16 protein-coding genes and 1 tRNA gene are annotated in these 17832 nt (G+C 61.7%); 7 read left to right on the top strand and 10 right to left on the bottom strand.

Annotation, left to right across the window (positions count from 1 at the left end; all coding sequences use genetic code 11):
* Positions 1-148: 148 nt before the first annotated feature.
* The 3 genes from AC1DYW_RS02285 to AC1DYW_RS02275 are packed head-to-tail and all read left to right on the top strand — an operon-like array spanning position 149 to position 3439.
* Entirely contained in the window at positions 149-613 is a 465-nt protein-coding gene (locus AC1DYW_RS02285; protein ID WP_477224982.1) for a MarR family winged helix-turn-helix transcriptional regulator, read from the top strand.
* On the top strand, positions 606-1895 hold the full coding sequence (locus tag AC1DYW_RS02280; RefSeq protein ID WP_477224981.1) for an HlyD family secretion protein: 1290 nt from the start codon (positions 606-608) through the stop codon (positions 1893-1895). Before AC1DYW_RS02285 ends, AC1DYW_RS02280 begins: the two co-directional genes overlap by 8 nt.
* Positions 1892-3439, top strand: a complete 1548-nt coding sequence (locus tag AC1DYW_RS02275; protein WP_477224980.1) for a DHA2 family efflux MFS transporter permease subunit — start codon at positions 1892-1894, stop codon at positions 3437-3439. Before AC1DYW_RS02280 ends, AC1DYW_RS02275 begins: the two co-directional genes overlap by 4 nt.
* Before the next feature lie 184 nt (positions 3440-3623).
* Here AC1DYW_RS02275 and AC1DYW_RS02270 read toward each other — a convergent pair whose 3' ends face one another.
* The 4 genes from AC1DYW_RS02270 to rpmH form a co-directional block, all read right to left on the bottom strand.
* Positions 3624-4184: a fasciclin domain-containing protein gene (locus tag AC1DYW_RS02270; protein ID WP_457151957.1), complete on the bottom strand. Its 561-nt coding sequence runs from the start codon at positions 4182-4184 to the stop codon at positions 3624-3626.
* Positions 4185-4353: 169 nt separating this feature from the next.
* A complete protein-coding gene (gene yidC / locus AC1DYW_RS02265; RefSeq protein WP_477224979.1) occupies positions 4354-6168 on the bottom strand; it encodes a membrane protein insertase YidC in 1815 nt (604 codons plus the stop codon).
* 14 nt (positions 6169-6182) lie between these two features.
* Positions 6183-6536, bottom strand: coding sequence for a ribonuclease P protein component (gene rnpA / locus AC1DYW_RS02260; protein ID WP_111545239.1), 354 nt, complete (start codon positions 6534-6536; stop codon positions 6183-6185).
* Positions 6537-6552: 16 nt separating this feature from the next.
* Positions 6553-6687, bottom strand: a complete 135-nt coding sequence (gene rpmH, locus AC1DYW_RS02255; RefSeq protein ID WP_008833937.1) for a 50S ribosomal protein L34 — start codon at positions 6685-6687, stop codon at positions 6553-6555.
* A 278-nt stretch (positions 6688-6965) separates the two neighbouring features.
* Here rpmH and AC1DYW_RS02250 point away from each other — a divergent pair, with 278 nt between their 5' ends.
* The gene (locus AC1DYW_RS02250) at positions 6966-8456 is read left to right on the top strand and encodes an ATP-binding protein (protein WP_477224978.1); all 1491 of its coding nucleotides are present in this window, start codon (positions 6966-6968) and stop codon (positions 8454-8456) included.
* Positions 8457-8734: 278 nt separating this feature from the next.
* A tRNA-Arg gene (locus AC1DYW_RS02245) sits at positions 8735-8811 on the top strand.
* 145 nt (positions 8812-8956) lie between these two features.
* Here the strand turns inward: AC1DYW_RS02245 and AC1DYW_RS02240 are convergent.
* The 4 genes from AC1DYW_RS02240 to AC1DYW_RS02225 all read right to left on the bottom strand — a co-directional run bounded on the left by AC1DYW_RS02240 (position 8957) and on the right by AC1DYW_RS02225 (position 13032).
* Positions 8957-10204 carry a flavin-containing monooxygenase gene (locus tag AC1DYW_RS02240; protein ID WP_477224977.1) on the bottom strand — a complete coding sequence of 416 codons (1248 nt, stop codon included), beginning with the start codon at positions 10202-10204 and terminating at the stop codon, positions 8957-8959.
* A gap of 490 nt (positions 10205-10694) precedes the next feature.
* Positions 10695-11189 (bottom strand): DUF302 domain-containing protein, encoded by a 495-nt coding sequence (locus AC1DYW_RS02235; protein WP_477224976.1) that lies wholly within the window; start codon positions 11187-11189, stop codon positions 10695-10697.
* Between the two features lie 68 nt (positions 11190-11257).
* On the bottom strand, positions 11258-12118 hold the full coding sequence (locus AC1DYW_RS02230) for an alpha/beta fold hydrolase (RefSeq protein WP_477224975.1): 861 nt from the start codon (positions 12116-12118) through the stop codon (positions 11258-11260).
* A 143-nt stretch (positions 12119-12261) separates the two neighbouring features.
* Positions 12262-13032: an alpha/beta fold hydrolase gene (locus AC1DYW_RS02225; RefSeq protein ID WP_477224974.1), complete on the bottom strand. Its 771-nt coding sequence runs from the start codon at positions 13030-13032 to the stop codon at positions 12262-12264.
* A gap of 209 nt (positions 13033-13241) precedes the next feature.
* Between AC1DYW_RS02225 and AC1DYW_RS02220 the strand changes: the two genes are divergently transcribed.
* Entirely contained in the window at positions 13242-14204 is a 963-nt protein-coding gene (locus AC1DYW_RS02220; RefSeq protein WP_477224973.1) for a cupin domain-containing protein, read from the top strand.
* 243 nt (positions 14205-14447) lie between these two features.
* Here AC1DYW_RS02220 and AC1DYW_RS02215 read toward each other — a convergent pair whose 3' ends face one another.
* Positions 14448-15005, bottom strand: coding sequence for a dihydrofolate reductase family protein (locus tag AC1DYW_RS02215; RefSeq protein ID WP_477224972.1), 558 nt, complete (start codon positions 15003-15005; stop codon positions 14448-14450).
* A 650-nt stretch (positions 15006-15655) separates the two neighbouring features.
* Positions 15656-17107 carry a LuxR C-terminal-related transcriptional regulator gene (locus tag AC1DYW_RS02210; RefSeq protein WP_477224971.1) on the bottom strand — a complete coding sequence of 484 codons (1452 nt, stop codon included), beginning with the start codon at positions 17105-17107 and terminating at the stop codon, positions 15656-15658.
* Positions 17108-17285: 178 nt separating this feature from the next.
* Between AC1DYW_RS02210 and AC1DYW_RS02205 the strand changes: the two genes are divergently transcribed.
* Positions 17286-17672, top strand: a complete 387-nt coding sequence (locus AC1DYW_RS02205) for a hypothetical protein (protein WP_477224970.1) — start codon at positions 17286-17288, stop codon at positions 17670-17672.
* Positions 17673-17832: the final 160 nt, after the last annotated feature.

The raw sequence follows: 17832 nt of genomic DNA, 5'->3' as shown, positions 1-17832 counted from the left end.
TGTTGCTCGACCCTTCTGGGGCGCCGCAAGCGCGTGCGACATTTTTTCCGGACTTAGTGCGTCTTGTGCGCCGCGTCCAGCAGGATTATGTGCATGATGATAATAAGCATGCTCACTAAAAGTCACGTTCAGAAAACCAGCCCCTCCCATGCCATCGTCACCCAACATCAGCTTCGTGCTGCACGATGTCGCGCGTCTGCTTCGAAAGCGGTTCGAACAGCGGTCGCGGGCGTCGGGGTTGACCCGCGCCCAGTGGCAGGTGCTGGCCTATCTGTCCCGCCATGAAGGCATCCACCAGAACAAACTGGCCGACCTGATCGAGATCATGCCGATCACGCTCGCCCGGCTGCTCGACAAGATGGAGGCGCGCGGCTTCATCGAACGCCGGCCCAATCCGGCTGATCGGCGGGCATGGCTGCTTTACCTGACGCCGCAAGCCCATCCGCTGCTCGAAATCATGCGCAGCAACGGTCAGAAAACGCGCGACGAGGCCTTCGTCGGCCTATCGGCGGATGCCCAGCTGCATCTGCTGCGAACCCTATGCCTGATCAAATCCAATCTGCTCGAGGCTTGCGCTCAGCCAGCCGTCGACCGGGAGAACGACCATGACTGAATCGACCTCACCCAAAAAGCCCGGCAAGGACGAACCATCGGATCGCAAGAGCGACCAGATCATCCGGCTGGATAGCGAACGCGAGCAGAGGCGTGCCAGCGCAGTCATCGCCGATGGCGAGCTGGAAGCGCCGGTTGCGCTGGAGCCGGTGGCACTTGAAGCCCCCGCCAAAGAGCCGCAGCCGCAAGCCATGGTGGCGGTTGCGCCTGCGGCGCCGGTCAAGCCCAGGCGCAGCCTGACACGGCCGATCCTTTTCGCCCTGCTTCCCGTCGCGCTGGCTGTCGGCGGCTATTACTACGTTGTCGGCGGCCAGGTCATGACATCGGACAATGCCTACATCCAGGCGCAGTCGCTCGGCGTTTCCACCGACGTCTCCGGCACCGTCTCCGAGATCGACGTGCACGAGAACGAGGCGGTGAAGAAGGGCGACGTGCTTTTCCGCCTGAGGCCGGCCTCCTTCGAAACCGCTCTTGCCGCGGCCCAGGCCCAGCTGGGAACGGTGCGCAACCAGGTGCTGACCTTGCAGGCAAGTTACCAGCAGTCGCTGGCGCAGATCGAGCAGGCGCAGGCCGACATTCCCTATTATGAGGCCGCCTTCAAGCGTCAGCAGGATCTTCTCAAGACGTCTACCTCTTCGCAGGCCACTTTCGACAGCGCCCAGCACGACCTCGATGCCGCCCGCCAGAAAGTGTCCGTCGCCAAGGCGCAGGCACAGGCGATGCTTGCCCAGCTGGGTGGCGACGCCAGCCAGCCGGTCGAGAAGAACCCCTTCTACCTGCAGGCCCAGTCGGCGGTGGACGACGCCCAGCGCAACCTCGGCGATGCGATCGTCAAGGCGCCGTTCGACGGCATCGTCACCAATGTGGAGGCGCTCCAGGTCGGCAAGTACCTGCCGGCGTCGCAACCGGCGTTCAGCCTGGTTTCGGCGACGGACCTGTGGATCGCGGCGGAGCCGAAGGAAACCGAACTGACCTATGTGCGGCCGGGGCAGACGGCGACGATCAGCGTCGACAGCTATCCGGGCAGTGTCTGGCACGGCACGGTCGCCTCTATCAGCCCCGCCTCGTCGTCGAGCTTCTCGCTGCTTCCGGCGCAGAACACCACCGGCAACTGGGTCAAGGTCGTGCAGCGCATCCCGATGCGCGTGACGATTGACGATCTCCAGGGCAAACCGCCGCTGCGCGGCGGGATGAGCGCCGTCGTCGGCATCGATACCGGCCATGCGCGCGGCCTGCCGGACTTCGTCACGGATCTCATCAACCGGTTCGAGCAGAAGTCATGACCAGCGCGTCCGCGACAGGGGGCACATCGGTGGTCGCCAATCGCGGCGCCATCACCGCCTGCGTGATTCTGGCCGTGATCATGCAGGCGCTGGACACGACCATCGCCAATGTGGCGCTTCCCTACATCCAGGGCAGCGTTTCGGCGAGCGCCGACCAGATCAACTGGGTGCTGACGTCCTATATCGTCGCCGCGGCCGTGATGACGCCGCCTTCGGGCTACCTTGCCAATCGTTTCGGCCGCAAGCGCATCCTGCTGACCTCGATCACCGGCTTCGTCGTCGCATCGGTGCTTTGCGGCTTCGCGCAGTCGCTGCCGCAGATCGTCGGCTTCCGCCTGCTGCAGGGCCTGTTCGGCGCGGCCCTGGTGCCGCTGTCGCAGAGCATTCTGCTCGACATCTACAGCGTCGAAGAGCGCGGCTCGGCCATGGCGCTGTTCGGCGTTTCGGTGATGGTCGGACCGGTGCTCGGGCCGGTGATCGGCGGCTGGCTAACCGAAAATGTCAGCTGGCGCTGGGTGTTCTACATCAACGTGCCGATCGGCGCCCTGGCCTTCGCGGGCGTGTCGATGTTCGTCCTGGAAACCAAGACCGACCTCAAAGCAAGGCTGGACTGGCTGGGCTTCGGCATGCTCAGCCTCACCATCGCTTCGCTGCAGATGTTTCTCGATCGCGGCGAGCAGCTCAACTGGTTCTCGTCATCCGAGATCATCGTCGAGGCGCTGATCTGCGCGTCGGCCTTCTACATCTTCCTCGTCCACACCTTCACCGCCCGCAACTCGTTCGTGAACCCACGGCTCTTCCTCGACCGGAATTTCGCCGTCGGCATGGTCTTCATCTTCATCGTCGGCATCACCTACCTCGCCTCGCTGGCCTTGATGACACCCTATCTGCAGACACTGATGGGCTATCCGGTGGTGACGGCCGGCATCGTCATGGGGCCGCGCGGCCTCGGCACCATGGCGTGCATGTTCCTGGTCGGCAGGCTGGTCGGCAAGGTGGATACACGCTGGCTTCTCCTGACCGGCCTGCTGATCACCGCCTGGGCGATGTACGACATGACCGGCTGGACGCCCGATGTCTCGCAATGGACGATCATCAGCACCGGCTTCATCCAGGGTGCGGGGCTCGGCTTCCTGTTCGTTCCGCTGACCACCATCACCTTCGCCACGCTGGCGCCGGAGCGGCGCGCGGAAGGCACCGGACTGTACAATCTGTCGCGTAACATCGGCTCCAGTGTCGGCATATCGGTAGTCACCGCGCTTTTGACCCAGAATGTCCAGGTCAACCACGCCAACATCGCCACCTATGTGACGCCCTACAACCAGGCGTTCAGCAACCAGGCGATCTTCCAGGCGATGAACCCTTACAGCGCCGCCGGCCGTGCCGCGCTCGACGGCGTGGTAACGCTGCAGGCGACGATCATCAGCTACATGAACGACTTCAAGCTGATGATGATCCTTTCGCTTGCCGCCGTTCCGCTGGTTCTTTTGCTGCGCAAGCCGGCGACGCGGGCCAAGGTCGACCACAGCGCCGTCGTGGAGTGACGACGCGAGGGGCTACCCTTTGGATATGCCGATGCAAAAAGAAACCGGGGCCCTGTGGGGGACTACAGGACCCCGGCCGATGCCGATACGGCTTCCCAAGAAACATGGCACCTCGTCATGAGGTGGGGATGGCTGGCCCGAGAAAGCCCAACGGACCTGCCTTGATCCCCTGCGCCGGAAGCCGTTACTTCGGCAGCAGCACCTTGTTGACGACATGGATGACGCCGTTCGACTGGTTGACGTCGGCGATCGTCACCTTGGCCTCACCGCCGGACTCATCCATGATGTAGAGCTTGCCCTTCTTGACCTCGGCGGTCAGCGTATCGCCGGAGACGGTCTTCATCTCATACTTGCCCCCCATTGCCTTGGCCTTGGCCATCATGTCCTTGCCGGAGATCTTGCCGGCCACGACATGCGCGGTCAGCACCTTGGTGAGCTGGTCCTTGTTCTCGGGCTTGAGCAGCGTGTCGACGGTGCCTTTCGGCAGCGCGGCAAACGCTTCGTTGGTCGGCGCAAAGACGGTGAACGGCCCGGCACCCTGCAGGGTGTCGACCAGGCCGGCGGCCTTGACGGCGGCGACCAGCGTCGTGTGGTCCTTCGAGTTGACGGCGTTCTCGACGATGGTCTTGGTGGTGTACATCGGCGCGCCACCAACATTGGGGTTCTTGGCATAGGCTGGAGCGACGATCGTCGCGCCGGCGACGAGTGCGGAAAGGGCAATGGTCCTGAATGACGGCAAGCGCATGTGGTCTTCCTCCGGGTGAGGGCTGATCGGGATTGATAGCCTTTGGAAATGCACACGCAGTCACGCCCCGCGACCGCTTTCAGTTTCGCCGATCACGGGAACGTGACCCCGCCTGTGGCCAATAAAAAAGCCCCGGACCAGCCGGGGCTTTGATGGAAGGAGAGGCCTGCTATTCCGCTGGCGATGGTTTCTTTCGGAACAATGCCACGAGATTGTCCCACAACTCGATCTTGGCGCCCTGGCGCTTCATGATCACGCCCTGCTGCAGGATCGACAGCGTGTTGTTCCAGGCCCAGTAGATGACGAGACCGGCCGGGAAACCCGCCATCATGAAGGTGAAGATGACCGGCATCCAGGTGAAGATCGCGGCTTGCGTCGGGTCCGGCGGCGTCGGGTTCATGCGCATCTGCAGGAACATGGTGACGCCCATGATCAGCGGCCAGACGCCGATCATCAGCATGTGCGGCAAAGTGACCGGCACGAGGCCGAACAGATTGAAGATCGAGGTCGGATCGGGTGCCGCCAGATCCTGGATCCAGCCGAAGAATGGCGCGTGGCGCATCTCGATGGTGATGTAGAGCACCTTGTAGAGCGAGAAGAAGACCGGGATCTGCAGCGCCACCGGCCAGCAGCCGGCCAGCGGGTTGATCTTCTCGGTCTTGTACAGCTCCATCATCGCCTGCTGCTGCTTCATCTTGTCGTCCGCGTATTTCTCGCGGATCTCGAGCATCTTGGGCTGTACCTTCTTCATGTTCGCCATCGACGCGTAGGACTTGTTGGCGAGCGGGAAGAAGATGGCCTTGACGATGACGGTGGTGGCGAGGATCGCCAGGCCGAAATTGCCGAAGAATTTGTAGAGCGTGTCGATCAGCCAGAACATCGGCTTGGTGATGAAATAGAAATACCCCCAGTCGATCACCAAATTGAACTGGCGAATGTGACGGTCGGTCTCATAGGCGTTGATCTTGGCGACTTCCTTGGCGCCGGCGAAGATCTCTGTCTCGACTGTCGCGGACTGGCCGGCATCGACATTGATTGCATCGGTGAGGAAGTCGGACTGGTAGCGGTGACGACCATCGTCGAAAAAGGCATAGCGCGGCTGGAACGGTTGCTTCTCGGTCGGCACCAGCGTGACGGCCCAGTATTTGTCGGTGATGCCGAGCCAGCCATCGGTCGACTTGCCCGGAGTGACCTGCTTTTCGGATTCGATCTTGGCGTATTTGTATTCGGCCAAGCCCTCGGTGCCGGTAACGCCGATCAAACCTTCATGCAGCACGTAGGTACTGGCGACGGCCGGCTTGTCATAGCGCGTGACGCGGCCATAGTTGAACAGCGAAACGGCGCTGCTGCCGGAATTCTGCACCGTGTCCGAAACCGTGAACATATAGTCGTTATCGACGGAGAACGTGCGCTTGAACGTCAGGCCCTTGTCATTGGTGTAGGTGAGCGTGACCGGCGTCGACGGGCTCAGCGTCGGATTGCCGTCCACACTCCACACCGTGTCCGAACCCGGCACCGCACCGGTCTTGTCGTTGCCGACGAAACCGATCTCGGCAAAATATCCCGTCGCCAGCGCTTGCGGGTTGAGCAGCTCGATCTCGGGTGAATTCTTGTCGACGGTTTCGGTGTAATGCTTGAGCTTGAGGTCGTCGAGCCGCGCGCCGGTCAGGTTGATCGAGCCCTCGAGGCTCGGCGTATCGATCTTGACGCGCTTGCTTGCCGCCAGCGCCTGGTTGCGGTCGACCGCCGCAATCGCGTTGCCGCCGGGTGCGTTCGGAATGGCGCCAGGTGCGACGGGCGTTGCGGTACCGGCGCCTGGATTGGCGGCGTCGGCGGCCTTCTTCTGCTCTTCGACGCGCTGCTGTTCGACGCGGGCCGCCTCGCGCTGGGCTTCGCTGCGCGGCAAGACATAGAAATATTGCCATACCGCCAGGATCAGCACCGACAGCGCGATGGTGATGAAGAAGTTCCGGTTGTTTTCCATCGAAAGCCCTTGGCCTATCGTGTTCCGCGCAATCGGCGGGAAAGTTCGGCCTTCAACTGGCCGAACGGAATGGTCAGCACATCTTCGCGCCCGACGATGACATAGTCATTGCCAGGCGCCATGTCACTTGCGGCATGTGTACGGACCGCTTCTCGCAGCCGTCGCCGGACGCGATTGCGGACAACCGCATTGCCGACCTTCTTGGTGACGGTATAGCCGACGCGCGGCGACAGGCCGTCGCCACGGTCGAGAACTTCAACGAGAAAAAGCCGCCCGCGTCGCTTTTCACCACGACGGACGGCCAGGAATTCGGCGCGCTTCAGAAGCCGCTTGGGATTTGGTCCCACTGGCTTGCCGGATGCGGGCAACGATCTCGTCTTCCGTTCAGGCGCTGAGCCGCTTGCGACCGCGGTTGCGGCGAGCTGCGACGACGCCGCGACCACCCTTGGTGGCCATGCGGGCACGAAAGCCGTGCCGACGTTTGCGGACGAGTTTAGACGGTTGGTAGGTACGCTTCATTTGTTTTAATACCGCGGGGTGCGGCCCTTCTTGATTCTGTCACTGTGTAACAGGAGCTTTGCCGGGCCGGTTTTGGCGCGATCGAAACCGCGCCGGGACGAATGGCCCGAGCGTGAGCGGGCTTATAGAAAGAAGGGTTTTGGAAGTCAATCCGGAGTCGCCAGGCCGAAGCCGGTCGTCGTCCAGGCCGGTTTTTGTTTCCGGCCAAGGATGAAATTGGTAAAAAAGCCGTAATCGCCTAATCTGCGTTGATCAAGTGATCGTGAAGACATAGCCGCATGAGCGAAACCATACAGGCGGAGGAACGGATCGACACGGCGGCGCCAACCGCCGGGCGCACCGTGCCGCTGTCGCGCGGCCTGTCGACCAAGCTGCTGCTGCTCACCATCGTTTTCGTGCTTCTGGCCGAAGTGCTGATCTTCCTGCCGTGGATCGCCAGCTACCGGCTGAACTGGCTGAAGGAGCGGCTGAGCACGGCTGCGGCGGTGTCGATCGTGCTGGTGCAAGGTGAATCCACCTCGCTGTCGCGTGCGGCCCAAAACGACGTGCTGATGGCGATCGGCGCCAAGGCGATCGCGGTGCGTGACGGCGGCGTGTCGCGGCTGCTGGTGGTGGCCGAGATGCCGCCGCAGGTCGACGAACACATCGATATCGCCTCGATCGGCATGATCAAGGGCATGACCGGCGCGCTCGACACGCTGTTTTTCGGCGGCCACAGGATGCTGCGCGTCTTCGGCCCGGTCGGCGACAGCGACAAGGAGTTCGAGCTGATCATGCCGGACAACAGTCTGCGCAACGCCATGCTGCGATATTCGCGCAACGTCGCCTTCGTCTCGCTGCTGATCTCGCTGTTCACCGCAATGCTGGTCTATGCCGCGATCGACCTGATCATGATCGGGCCGATTCGGACGATGACGCGTTCGATGCTGTCCTTCTCCGAGGCGCCGGACGATCCCGGACGCATCATCCATCCCGCCGCCCGCGCCGACGAGATCGGCGTCGCCGAGCGCGAACTGTCGCAGATGCAGGAGCGGCTGCAAAAGATGCTCTCCGAGCAGAAGCACCTTGCCGACCTCGGCCTGGCCGTGTCGAAGATCAACCATGACATGCGCAACATCCTGGCCTCGGCGCAGCTGATGTCGGACCGCCTGCGCCAGGTCAAGGACCCGACCGTGCAGGCCTTCGCGCCGAAACTGCTGCGCGCGCTCGACCGCGCCGTCTCCTACTCCGAAGGCGTGCTTCACTACGGCCGCACCCAGGAGCCGCCGCCTTCGCGCCGCAGGCTCAGGCTGCGCCAGCTGGTCGAGGATGTGCACGGCCTGCTCGACATCGAGCAGGGCATCGAGTTCGTCAATGCGATCGAGCCGGCCTTCGAGGTGGATGCCGATTCCGAGCAGTTGTTCCGCGTGCTAACCAATCTGTGCCGCAATTCCGTGCAGGCCATGGCCGCAGACAATGAAAGCGCGCTGGTCCGGCGCCTGGCGGTATCGGCCGTGCGCCTGGGCAGCGTCAGCCGCATCGTCGTCACCGACACCGGCCCCGGCTTACCACCCAAGGCGCGGGAAAACCTGTTCGCGGCCTTTCGCGGCTCGGCCCGCAGCGGCGGCACCGGCCTTGGCCTGGCGATCGCGCACGAACTGATCCGGGCGCATGGCGGCACGGTGGAGCTGGTGGAAAGCATTGGCGGGCGCACCACATTCGCTGTCACCATCCCCGACCAGCCGGTCCGGCTCGACCAGGCCCGCAGCGGCCTGCGCCGCCCGGCGTGATGGTTCGGGCGTTGTTTTGCCCGATGCTCTTCCCTGCAAGCCCGGTGCCCATTTTCTCTGGGGTCGGTGTTCTTCCTTCCAAGGATCGCGTTTGGGCTCGACTTCGGGCCCTTTTGAACATGGCGGAATCCTGACCGCCGTCGCCGGATGACATACTTGCGACAAAACTTTTGCCGGATCGGCTTGCTTTTCGGAAATTCAGTCGCTAGGGAACACGTCTCGTCGCGGCCGGTCGTTCACGATCGGCTAGCGGGGTCATGGAAAGCATGGCCTGTTGCGCGCCCGTAGCTCAGCTGGATAGAGCACCAGACTACGAATCTGGGGGTCAGGAGTTCGAATCTCTTCGGGCGCGCCATTACACCACCACCCCAGGGCAACACTGGACACTCGGGGTCCGCGATCGACCCTCAGCGGCCATTCACCTTCGTGGCTTGGCCCTCGCGAGAGGAGGAAGCCGCCTGCCGGATGATCGCTCAGAGTCCGCACACTGAATCGGGACGTCAGAGGCAGGTGTCTGCTAAACGACTCTGGATATCCTCGACCAACAGGGCTGCTTCTTGCGCGATTGCCAATATTGTGCCCGACCGTCGCGAGATCGCGAAAGGCAGGCCGGCAAAATACACGCCAGGGGCGCCCGCGAACACGCCCTCGTGCAATGGTTGCCCTTGCGCATCGAGCACATTGGGAACGCGCACCCACCCGAAATCCCCTCTGAACCCGGTGCACCAGATCACCGTTGTGATCCCCCGCGCGGCGAGGTCAATTGATCGGACTGGTGGATTCGGCAGAAGCGCGCCAATCACCTCCGCCGGGTCCGGCTCAGCCCTCGGGGCATCGATCCCACTGCGCGCGATGTACTCGTCGATATGGCTTCGAATTCTAGCGGACCCCTCGTCTGCATGGCGAAGATGCTCCTCTGCATCGTCGCTGAACGAGAGGCGGCCGTTGTCGACGCCTGTGAGGCGACCCAGCAAGACAACGCCTTGCGCACTGAGGGACTGCAGGCTGATCGTATGGAGCGCACCTGTCAGGGGCCTTCCAGGGATGGGGCCCTGCTGAAGTATTTCGCTGCGCGTCACATCTATCAGTCCGCTAAGAACCATCCAGACGCTGATGTGACTGCCTCGGTACATTCTGGGCAGTCGGCCGACCCGGCTCGTTGCAAGAAAGACAGTTCGCCCCGCCTGGACCAAGTCCTCGGCTATTTGGCCGCCCGACTGGGCGCTACCGACCACCAACACGGCTCCGCTGTCGAGACGAGATGCGTTGCGGTAGGCCGATGCATCAATCTGTTGGACTTCGGGCGGCAGCAACGCAGAAAAAGGCGGGCGCGCCGGGCAATTCTGGTTACTGCTTGCGATCACCACAGTCCTCGCCCACAAGGGGCCGTGCGGAAGGGCCAGCCGATACAGGCCGCCGCTCGCAACAAGTTCCGTCACCGGCGTGCCGGTTTCCACCGGGAGGCCATACCGGACTGCATAGTCCTCCAACAGCGTAACAAACTCACCGCTTGTCATTGCACCGTCGGGATCGGGCCCAACATAGGTATCCCCTGGCATGACCGTTTGGCTGTTAGGTGTGTTTACCCGAAAGGAGTCCCAGCGCTGGGTCCGCCAGGTCTCACCGATGCGACCTCGCTCCAACACTCGATGACGCAAGCCGCGCTGCGTCAGCGCATGACTGACGCCTAGCCCCGCCCAACCGGCACCGATGACGGCGGCATCAAGAATGTCCGTTCCGCTCGTCATTAGGCCCCCTCTGATTTTCACCCTATTGTACTTTGTTAAATTAGCAAATGGCCTGCTTTCTAGTGCTGCTTGCTCTCGCGCGACAAGATCGAACACGGCAACACTTGGCGAGGCGATGACTAAGATGTCGCGTCTCGTGCAAGTCGCGCCTCTGTAAACGTCTGTCAACCGAACGTCTGCCATTGGCGCAGAGCCGCGGGTGAGTTCGGTCGATCTCGCGAGCTCGCTAGGTGAAGCGCAGGTCGCGTCGTGACGCAAGTGGTGCCGCCGAGACGGAACGCGCTTGCTCGCGGGGCTGTCACGGTCTCTCGAAGCGATACTGTACCCAGCCGCTCCGCACGACCGGGACGGATGCCGAGCCACCATCGCTTCGGCGACCGCATTCCTCAACGCCGTCGCCGGCATGGTTCCCATCCGCCGCATCGCGAGAGGTCATGCGTGTTCGAGACGGACTCTCACTTCCATCCGTCTGAAGCGTCATCAGGAGAGTTTAGCTCGTGCATTCGCGTAACAAGCTTGTGATTTTCGCATCAAGATCGCGGGCGACGGCAAGAGCCTCCAAATTACCATAAGAGAGCAGATAACTCTCCATTTTGTCATAGGAGACATGCACGCCATCGGGACGTTGATCAACAAGGACTGTGACTGGGGCGTAGGATCCAGCATCGGGAACGTGCTTGACCATTTCTTTCATAATGAGTGGATTGCCCACCAGAAACCGCATGCTCTTAGGAGTGTCGCGTCCAGTTTCGCGGCGCAGAATGGCGCCCAAGTCGAATTCCGCGAAGAGCATGAGACCGATGCGGCCTTGGCCGTTTTGCACAACGCGCTCCAAATCCGAGAAGGAATTTGCAGCCCTCGTCGCCTTGAAAAAATCGACCATGTCAGGTTGCCCGACCGCTGACTTGAGCGCGGCCACAACGGCGTCGAAGGGTTTGGAACACGCCAGGCTGAAACGCTCAACCTCGACCTTTGCGATTGTCATTTCTTTCTCCGCTACAGCTCTCAAGAACAAAGGCGCGACCGATCGCGCCGGGATTATGCAACCGCCGATTACGCTTCCAGGAAGGTCCGGACGTGGCTGACGAACAATTCGGGGTATTGAAACAGCGCGCCGTGGCCGGAATCGGGATAGAGGACCAGCTGGGCGTTGCTTAGAGCCTTGAACATTGCGTAGGCGTTGTCCGCCGGCAGCATGGTGTCGTGGCTGCCGCTGACCACAAGGGCGGGCTGGCGGATGGCGCGCAGAATGGCGTGCTCGGGATCAGGTGTGGCGCACCAAGTAATAAGCGCCTTGGCCTGCGGATCCGTCACCGCGCCGCCGTTATCGGTGTCCCGATCCTCCCTTCGCACCTTCGCCCGCTTCAGGAACGCCAGGCCGGCCGACTGGCTGGCGGACGACTTCGTGAAGAATAGCGGCAGGCGGAGGTCCGGCGCCTCGGTTTGGGAAAAAGCGTCCTGGAGAACCGTCAACAGGTGTTCCTCTCCGCCTTTCGGAGCGGTGCCGACGAGGATCAGCTTGCGGACCAGCCGTCCGTGCTCGGCAGCGATCTGCTGGGCGACGCAACCGCCGAGGGAAAAGCCCAGAAGGTCGACTTCGGAGAGGCCGAGCAGTTTGATAAAAGCGACCGCGTCTCGGGCCATCGCCGCGATATTGTCGGGCGTTTGGCCTGTCGAGCGGCCGACCCCGGCGTTGTCGAAAACGATCACCGGTCGATCGGCGGCCAGGACATTCACGACGGCGGGGTCCCACGCGTCGATGTTGCCCGAGAAATGCTGCAGGAGAACCAGCGCCGTTCCGGTCGATGGGCCGAGGCGGCGATAGGCGAAGCGGATTCCGCTGCCTTCGATGTAACGGGTGGGCGCCGTTTCTAGCGTGGCGGCGTCCTGGCTCGCGGTGTCGAACTCAGTCATGTCATCCTCCGGATGCTTGGCAAATAATCGAGTGGGAGTAGCTGGTGCGGTTTTGGCTAGGTCTGAGCCGCTCGCGGTCCAAGGCATTCCGTAGTCCGCCGAGCACGCGTGCTCCCGGCACGAAAGTGCCGGGAGCGGTATCGTCACTTCACGAGTGCGGCCTTTTCAATCACGGCGGCGACTTCCTTCGCGTGGACGACGAGAGAGGCGTGGCTGCCGGCGACCTCCGTCGTCTGGGCCTTCATCCTGTCGGCGAACATCTTCTGGACCTCGGGTGCGATGACCTTGTCCTTCGTGCTGATCACATAGAACGTCGGCTTGTCGCGCCAAGCTGCCTTATCGACGGGAGCCTCGAACGCCGTGTGGTTCAACGGGAGCTGATGGTTTGCCAAGGATTCGGCGATCTCCGGAGGAAGGTCAGCCGCGACTGCCGAAGGAAACACTTTGGGATCGATGTAGAGGTTGCCCTGTTCGTCGGGATGGATTGCCGCGGCGCCCTCGGTTGCCGGACCGCTCTTGGATAAGCTCGCCAGAGATTCCCCCACGTCGGGCGCGAATGCGGAGACGTAGACGAGCGCCGAGACGTTTGGATCGTCGCCTGCTTGGGTGATGACCACACCGCCCCAAGAGTGGCCAACGAGAACGGTCTTGCCGTTCTGTTTCGCGAGCGCCTGTTTGGTGGCATCGACGTCCGCTGCGAGGGAGGTGAGCGGGTTTTCGACGAGCGTTACGTTGTAGCCCTTCTTTGTGAGGATATCGGCAACCGGCTTCCAGCTCGTCTGGTCGACGAAAGCGCCATGGACGAGCACGATATTGTGAGCCGCCCCCTTGGGCAGTTGAGCTGATTGGGCGGGGACGGCAAGTGCTGCTCCGGCCATGAGGACGGTGGCGACTGAGAGTAGAAGATTTCGCATTGATTGCTCCTGTTGAGATGACGGACGACGCAGGTCCGGGGCAGGCGTGTCGGCAAAAGTCGCGGTTCTCCCATCTGCCGTTTGCGCAATGGTTTGCCGCGCGACCTGCTGGTTCGACTTGAGATCAGTTAGTACGTGGAGCATTCGGACGTTAGACATCAATCGTCCGAATATTGTGTCTGACCGTCCGTCGTATTAACATCAGGAGGATGGACATCCTCGCCCAAGTGCTCGATCGCATTCGCCTCGGTGGGACTCTGCTCTTCCACTTCGAGCTCGGCCATCCATGGAATCTGGCATTGCCGGCGCGCCCCTACGCCCTGTTCCACTATCTCAGTCGTGGCTCAGCTACCCTCGAGCTTGATGAGGGACGAGAACTCCACATGACCGCGGGCGACTTTGTCGTCGTCACACGCGGCGAGCCTCACGTGATTTATTCGGACCGCCGGACGAAGCCGTTACCGATTCCGGATCTCGGTCGACTGCCCGGACGTCTTGGCGTCGTTCGTCATGGAGGCAACGCGCAGCCGCTCTCGACGATGATTTGTGGCAATTTCACTGTGGAGCGGCCCTCGCGCGGCAGCGTGTTGGAATTACTTCCGCCCCTGCTTCTCCTGAAGCCGACGGAAGACGGCGGATGGCTCGAGGCGATTCTGCAACGCATGGTGAGCGAGTCGGCGCTCGCGCGTCCCGGCCAAGGCGTCGCACTCTCACGACTGACCGAAGTGCTCTTCGTTGAGGTGTTGCGAAGCTGGATCAAGTCTCTCGATTCCGGAGAAGGCGGGTGGCTGGGGGCGATGGCGGACCCGCACATAGGACCGGCGCTTCAGTTGATTCACGAACGACCGGATCAACCCTGGACCCTTGGCGACCTAGGGCAGCGCGTGGGGCTCGGTCGCTCGGCGTTTTCAGCTCGCTTCACCAACCTCGTCGGCCAGTCCATGTACCGTTATCTGATCGCACGCCGGATGTCGGAGGCTGCGTTTCTGCTCGAAACAAGCGACGAGGGGATTGCAAGGATTGCGACCCGTGTCGGCTACGAGACCCCGGCCGCGTTTTCGAAGCTGTTCCATCGACATCATGGCCTATCGCCTGGCCGTTATCGAGCAGCTCGCCGGTCTGACGGTGGCCGAAGGCAAGGGGACGTCCTGGAAGCAGAAGTCGTCGATTGACCTCGACCAAGCTGGCTACTGGAAGGTCTGGCGATGGGCGGCGGGGCGCCTCTGGCAGGAGTGTCCAGTTTTGTTCACAAATGGCGCGCAGAATCGTCAGCCCGCCGGTACGGGCAGCCAGCCGAGGTCTCCGCTACAGACGGCCCGGCGCTTGGGTGCATCTGGTCCCAAAGCCGACTGTTAATCGGCGGCGCTCCTGCGACACGCAAGCCCCCGAGCTGGGCGCGTTGAGGCTGCTCGGAGTCAGCGCTCGCGCCGATAGTGCATAGCGACCACGCCGCTGCGGAGCGGCTTCGCCGAGACCAGCTCGAGCCGTCGCGCACTGGGCAGCCCGCCCTGGTACAGGGTCGGGCCGTGGCCGGCGATCCTGGGATGGACGAGGAGCTGATATTCGTCGATCAGGTCCAGCCGGTCCAGCTCGGTTGCGAGTTTGCCGCTACCGAGGAGCACGCCGGCCGGAGTCGCGTCCTTGAGCCTCTGTACGCCTGTTCGCAGATCGTCGGCGATGTGGTGGCTGTTGGCCCACGGGAAGTCCGTTCGCGTCGACGACACCACGTACTTCGGTTTGGCGTCCAGCTTGACCGCCCACTCGCGTAACGCCGGCGGCGCCTCCACGTCGCCGCGAGCCACCGCCGGCCAGTAGCTCTCCATCATCTCGTAGGTGATGCGGCCCCACAGCATCGCCCCGCCCTCGTCCATAAGGCGGGTGAAGAACGCGTGCGTCTCGTCGTCAGCGATTCCCTCCTCATGATCGACGCAGCCGTCCAGGGTGACGTTTATGCTGAAGGTCAATAGTCCCATGCGATGAGCCTAAGCCATCCGCTCGAAAAAACGTAGGGCTATTGCTCGCGGTTGATGTTCAACTTCCGCCGTGAGAAAGCGTTGCCCACCCGTGATCCGCTACAACCGGGCTCGGGGGCTTCCGTTTCCGCGTGCGAGGTCATCGACCGGCTGGGATTCCGTCGGCCTTGGCAAGAGTAATAGTCAGCCCCCTTGCATCAATGTCTCAGCTCGCCACTTCTTGACAAAAGGGCGGTCGATTTGTGGTCATTGTCCTATTCTCAACATCACCTTGCGCCCGTCGGAAAGGGTTCCCGCTCCTGTGCCAGCTACGGGTTGTCTGCTGGTCAGGGAGAACACGAACCGGGATGAGAGTTGCCCGCAAACGATCGTCCCTTCTCCATGCGAGAACGTAAGATTGACGATAGCCGTCCCTCGGCATTCGACCCCGGTATTGGTCTGTCCGCTAATAGTTCCGCGCCGTGTAATGCTGTTGACGAAAGCCTTCCCGGAAAAGGAGAGCGTCCCATCGGCAGTCTGACCGGAGACTGGTGCGATGATTGTGAGCAGATTTTGCGCCTGCGCGTAGCCGACAGCCTCTACGGCACCATACGCAATCAACATTGTGGCTAGGATTCGCCTGGTCTCGCCGAGGTCTCCGCAATGGTATCTCAATTGAAGCTTGCCAGCCCCGCTCGGCGGGCACCCTCCCGGATCGCGGCAATAGCGGGAGGATTGGTGACTGGATAGGAGCCGATAAACCCTTCGGCCGAAGTGTTTGGAAATTCTCTCGCCAACCGGTTGGCAATCTTTATTGCCTGAGGTGTTTCACCGAGCATGGCGTGCGCCATGGCCTGGAACAGCAGCGTTGCAGGCGAGTCCGGCGGTGCTTGGCTGAACGCGGTCAGGCACTCCCTGTGGAGACCTACAACGAAGCTCGATCGGCCAAGCATGCTATAGTACCAGGAAACATACGGATTGAGACGGATCGCGCGCTTCGCCAGTTCATATCCTTCCCGCGGGTCGCCTGTCACGAACGCCTTTCCTCCGGCAAGCAAGGCGAGGGTATCGGCATCGTGCGGGGCGGCCGCCAAGGCAAGATCATGTTCTCTTGCTGTGGCATCGAGATCGCCCTGCAAGGCTCGAAGCTCGGCTAGACATATGCGTGCATGGGTATCACCCGCGTCGAGCGCCAAAGCTCGTTCGAGGCACAGTTTCCATTGCTCCTTTGCGGCGGAAAGGTCGTTGGTAAACGCATTGATGGCGGCGACGGCATGCGCCAGCCCCAGTACTGTCCAGGCTCTTGCAAGTCCAGGGTCGAGCTCGATGGCACGCGTCAGAAGCCGCACCGCTTCCGCATTCGAAGCGTGCGTGTACAAATTGTGCTGCTCGACGCCGAGCAGATAGTAGTCATAGGCACGTAGGCTGGCGGGGTGTTTTCGGCGGACAACATCGCGTCGAAGTTTTGCGAGCTTGCCGCAACAGCTAGCAAGGACGTTGACGACGTTTTCGGTGACCATGTCCTGCATCGCAAACAGGTCTTCCGCTGATCGATCGTAGCGGGCCGTCCACAAATCGACTCCAGTGCGCGCGTCGACGAGTTGGACGCAGATCCGCAGCTGCTGCGCTGCCGCCTGCAAGGTCCCCTCAAGTAGATAATCCGCATTCAGTTCCCGCCCGATGGATAGCACGTCATCGCGCCGTCCCTTGTACGAGAGCATGGTCTGGCGGGCGATGACCGCAAGGTCGGGGTAGCGAGCGAGGTCGACCATGATGTCCGCCGACAAGCCATCGGCCAAGCGGTTCCATCGCTCGTCCGCGCTCAGATTGTCGAAAGGGAGAACCGCAACGACTGTTGGCCCAGAAGCCTCTACCGAAAGGCCACCGGATGATGCCTGGCCCGTGTCTTGCTCGCGTTGGTCGGCAAGCAAGTTTGCAAGCGCTACTTTGCTGCGAATATCGAGTTTCCGATATATGGCCGACAGATGGGTCCGAACAGTAGTCGGCGCTATGAAGAGCGTCTCGCCGATTTCACGGTAGGTCATCCCCTCGGCGAATTTTGCAGCGACCACCCGCTCCCGGTCCGACAGACTGGTCAGAGGATTGCTCACGGCGCGAAGCATCGCTTCAAGTCTCCGATCCGCTACGAGTTGTGGCCGACCCGGCACGGCAAAATACTACAGATGCGATCTCGAAAACACTGCATTTGCACGATGCCATCCGACCGCCACCAATTCTAGGCTTTCCTGTCGACGGGGTTTGGTCGGGTCGCAGAAACCCGATCCATTCAGGAAGCAGGAGGTGTCCATGACAAAGTCATCTATCTTTGCCGCAATGCTGGTGCTGCCTCTGTCGGTTGGACCGTGCTTGTCCGAAGGCACGCAATCTGGCGGCAAGCTGATTTCCGAAGATGCTGTGAGAGCCGTTAGTGCCGAATTGTATTCCGACATTCTGATCCGAGCGTGCAGGAACGGATGGCGCTACCCTCGGAGCCAAATCGAGAACGGCTTCAAACGGCATCTCAGCGAGCTGAAATTGCAACTGGTCGATCAGGGTTACACGATCCTGCCTGGTGTGAAAGCGAACAGCTCGCCCCGGAGTCTCTTCGCACTGGCATTTGTCGCCAAGCGCCAATCTGTCACTTCGCGCCAGTTCGGCTGTCCCCGCCAATACTGGCTCGACGAGTGACCGTTCTGGAGCGGGCAATTGGGGCAGGAATCAGGCAAGCATTGTGGTCAAATAGCTTCCTAGTCTGGTCGTTTCGGCTCGGCGGTACTCCTTGAGTTCCAAGCTAGATGTTCGGTCTAGGATCCGACGAATGTCTGGAATAAGATCAGAGGCGCGAATT

This window comes from Mesorhizobium sp. P2_D5 (assembly GCF_056404355.1).
Note: the sequence above shows the minus strand (reverse complement) of the source record. Positions and strands in the feature narration are given on the sequence as shown.

What these genes read in the sequence shown, in the direction of transcription:
- AC1DYW_RS02270 (WP_457151957.1), bottom strand. Translation starts at nt 4,184, where the DNA reads ATGCGCTTGCCGTCATTCAGGACCATTGCCCTTTCCGCACTCGTCGCC.
- AC1DYW_RS02250 (WP_477224978.1), top strand. Translation starts at nt 6,966, where the DNA reads ATGAGCGAAACCATACAGGCGGAGGAACGGATCGACACGGCGGCGCCA.
- AC1DYW_RS02240 (WP_477224977.1), bottom strand. Translation starts at nt 10,204, where the DNA reads ATGACGAGCGGAACGGACATTCTTGATGCCGCCGTCATCGGTGCCGGT.
- AC1DYW_RS02235 (WP_477224976.1), bottom strand. Translation starts at nt 11,189, where the DNA reads ATGACAATCGCAAAGGTCGAGGTTGAGCGTTTCAGCCTGGCGTGTTCC.
- AC1DYW_RS02215 (WP_477224972.1), bottom strand. Translation starts at nt 15,005, where the DNA reads ATGGGACTATTGACCTTCAGCATAAACGTCACCCTGGACGGCTGCGTC.
- AC1DYW_RS02225 (WP_477224974.1), bottom strand. Translation starts at nt 13,032, where the DNA reads ATGCGAAATCTTCTACTCTCAGTCGCCACCGTCCTCATGGCCGGAGCA.
- yidC (WP_477224979.1), bottom strand. Translation starts at nt 6,168, where the DNA reads ATGGAAAACAACCGGAACTTCTTCATCACCATCGCGCTGTCGGTGCTG.
- rpmH (WP_008833937.1), bottom strand. Translation starts at nt 6,687, where the DNA reads ATGAAGCGTACCTACCAACCGTCTAAACTCGTCCGCAAACGTCGGCAC.
- AC1DYW_RS02210 (WP_477224971.1), bottom strand. Translation starts at nt 17,107, where the DNA reads ATGCTTCGCGCCGTGAGCAATCCTCTGACCAGTCTGTCGGACCGGGAG.
- AC1DYW_RS02220 (WP_477224973.1), top strand. Translation starts at nt 13,242, where the DNA reads ATGGACATCCTCGCCCAAGTGCTCGATCGCATTCGCCTCGGTGGGACT.
- AC1DYW_RS02285 (WP_477224982.1), top strand. Translation starts at nt 149, where the DNA reads ATGCCATCGTCACCCAACATCAGCTTCGTGCTGCACGATGTCGCGCGT.
- AC1DYW_RS02275 (WP_477224980.1), top strand. Translation starts at nt 1,892, where the DNA reads ATGACCAGCGCGTCCGCGACAGGGGGCACATCGGTGGTCGCCAATCGC.
- AC1DYW_RS02230 (WP_477224975.1), bottom strand. Translation starts at nt 12,118, where the DNA reads ATGACTGAGTTCGACACCGCGAGCCAGGACGCCGCCACGCTAGAAACG.
- AC1DYW_RS02280 (WP_477224981.1), top strand. Translation starts at nt 606, where the DNA reads ATGACTGAATCGACCTCACCCAAAAAGCCCGGCAAGGACGAACCATCG.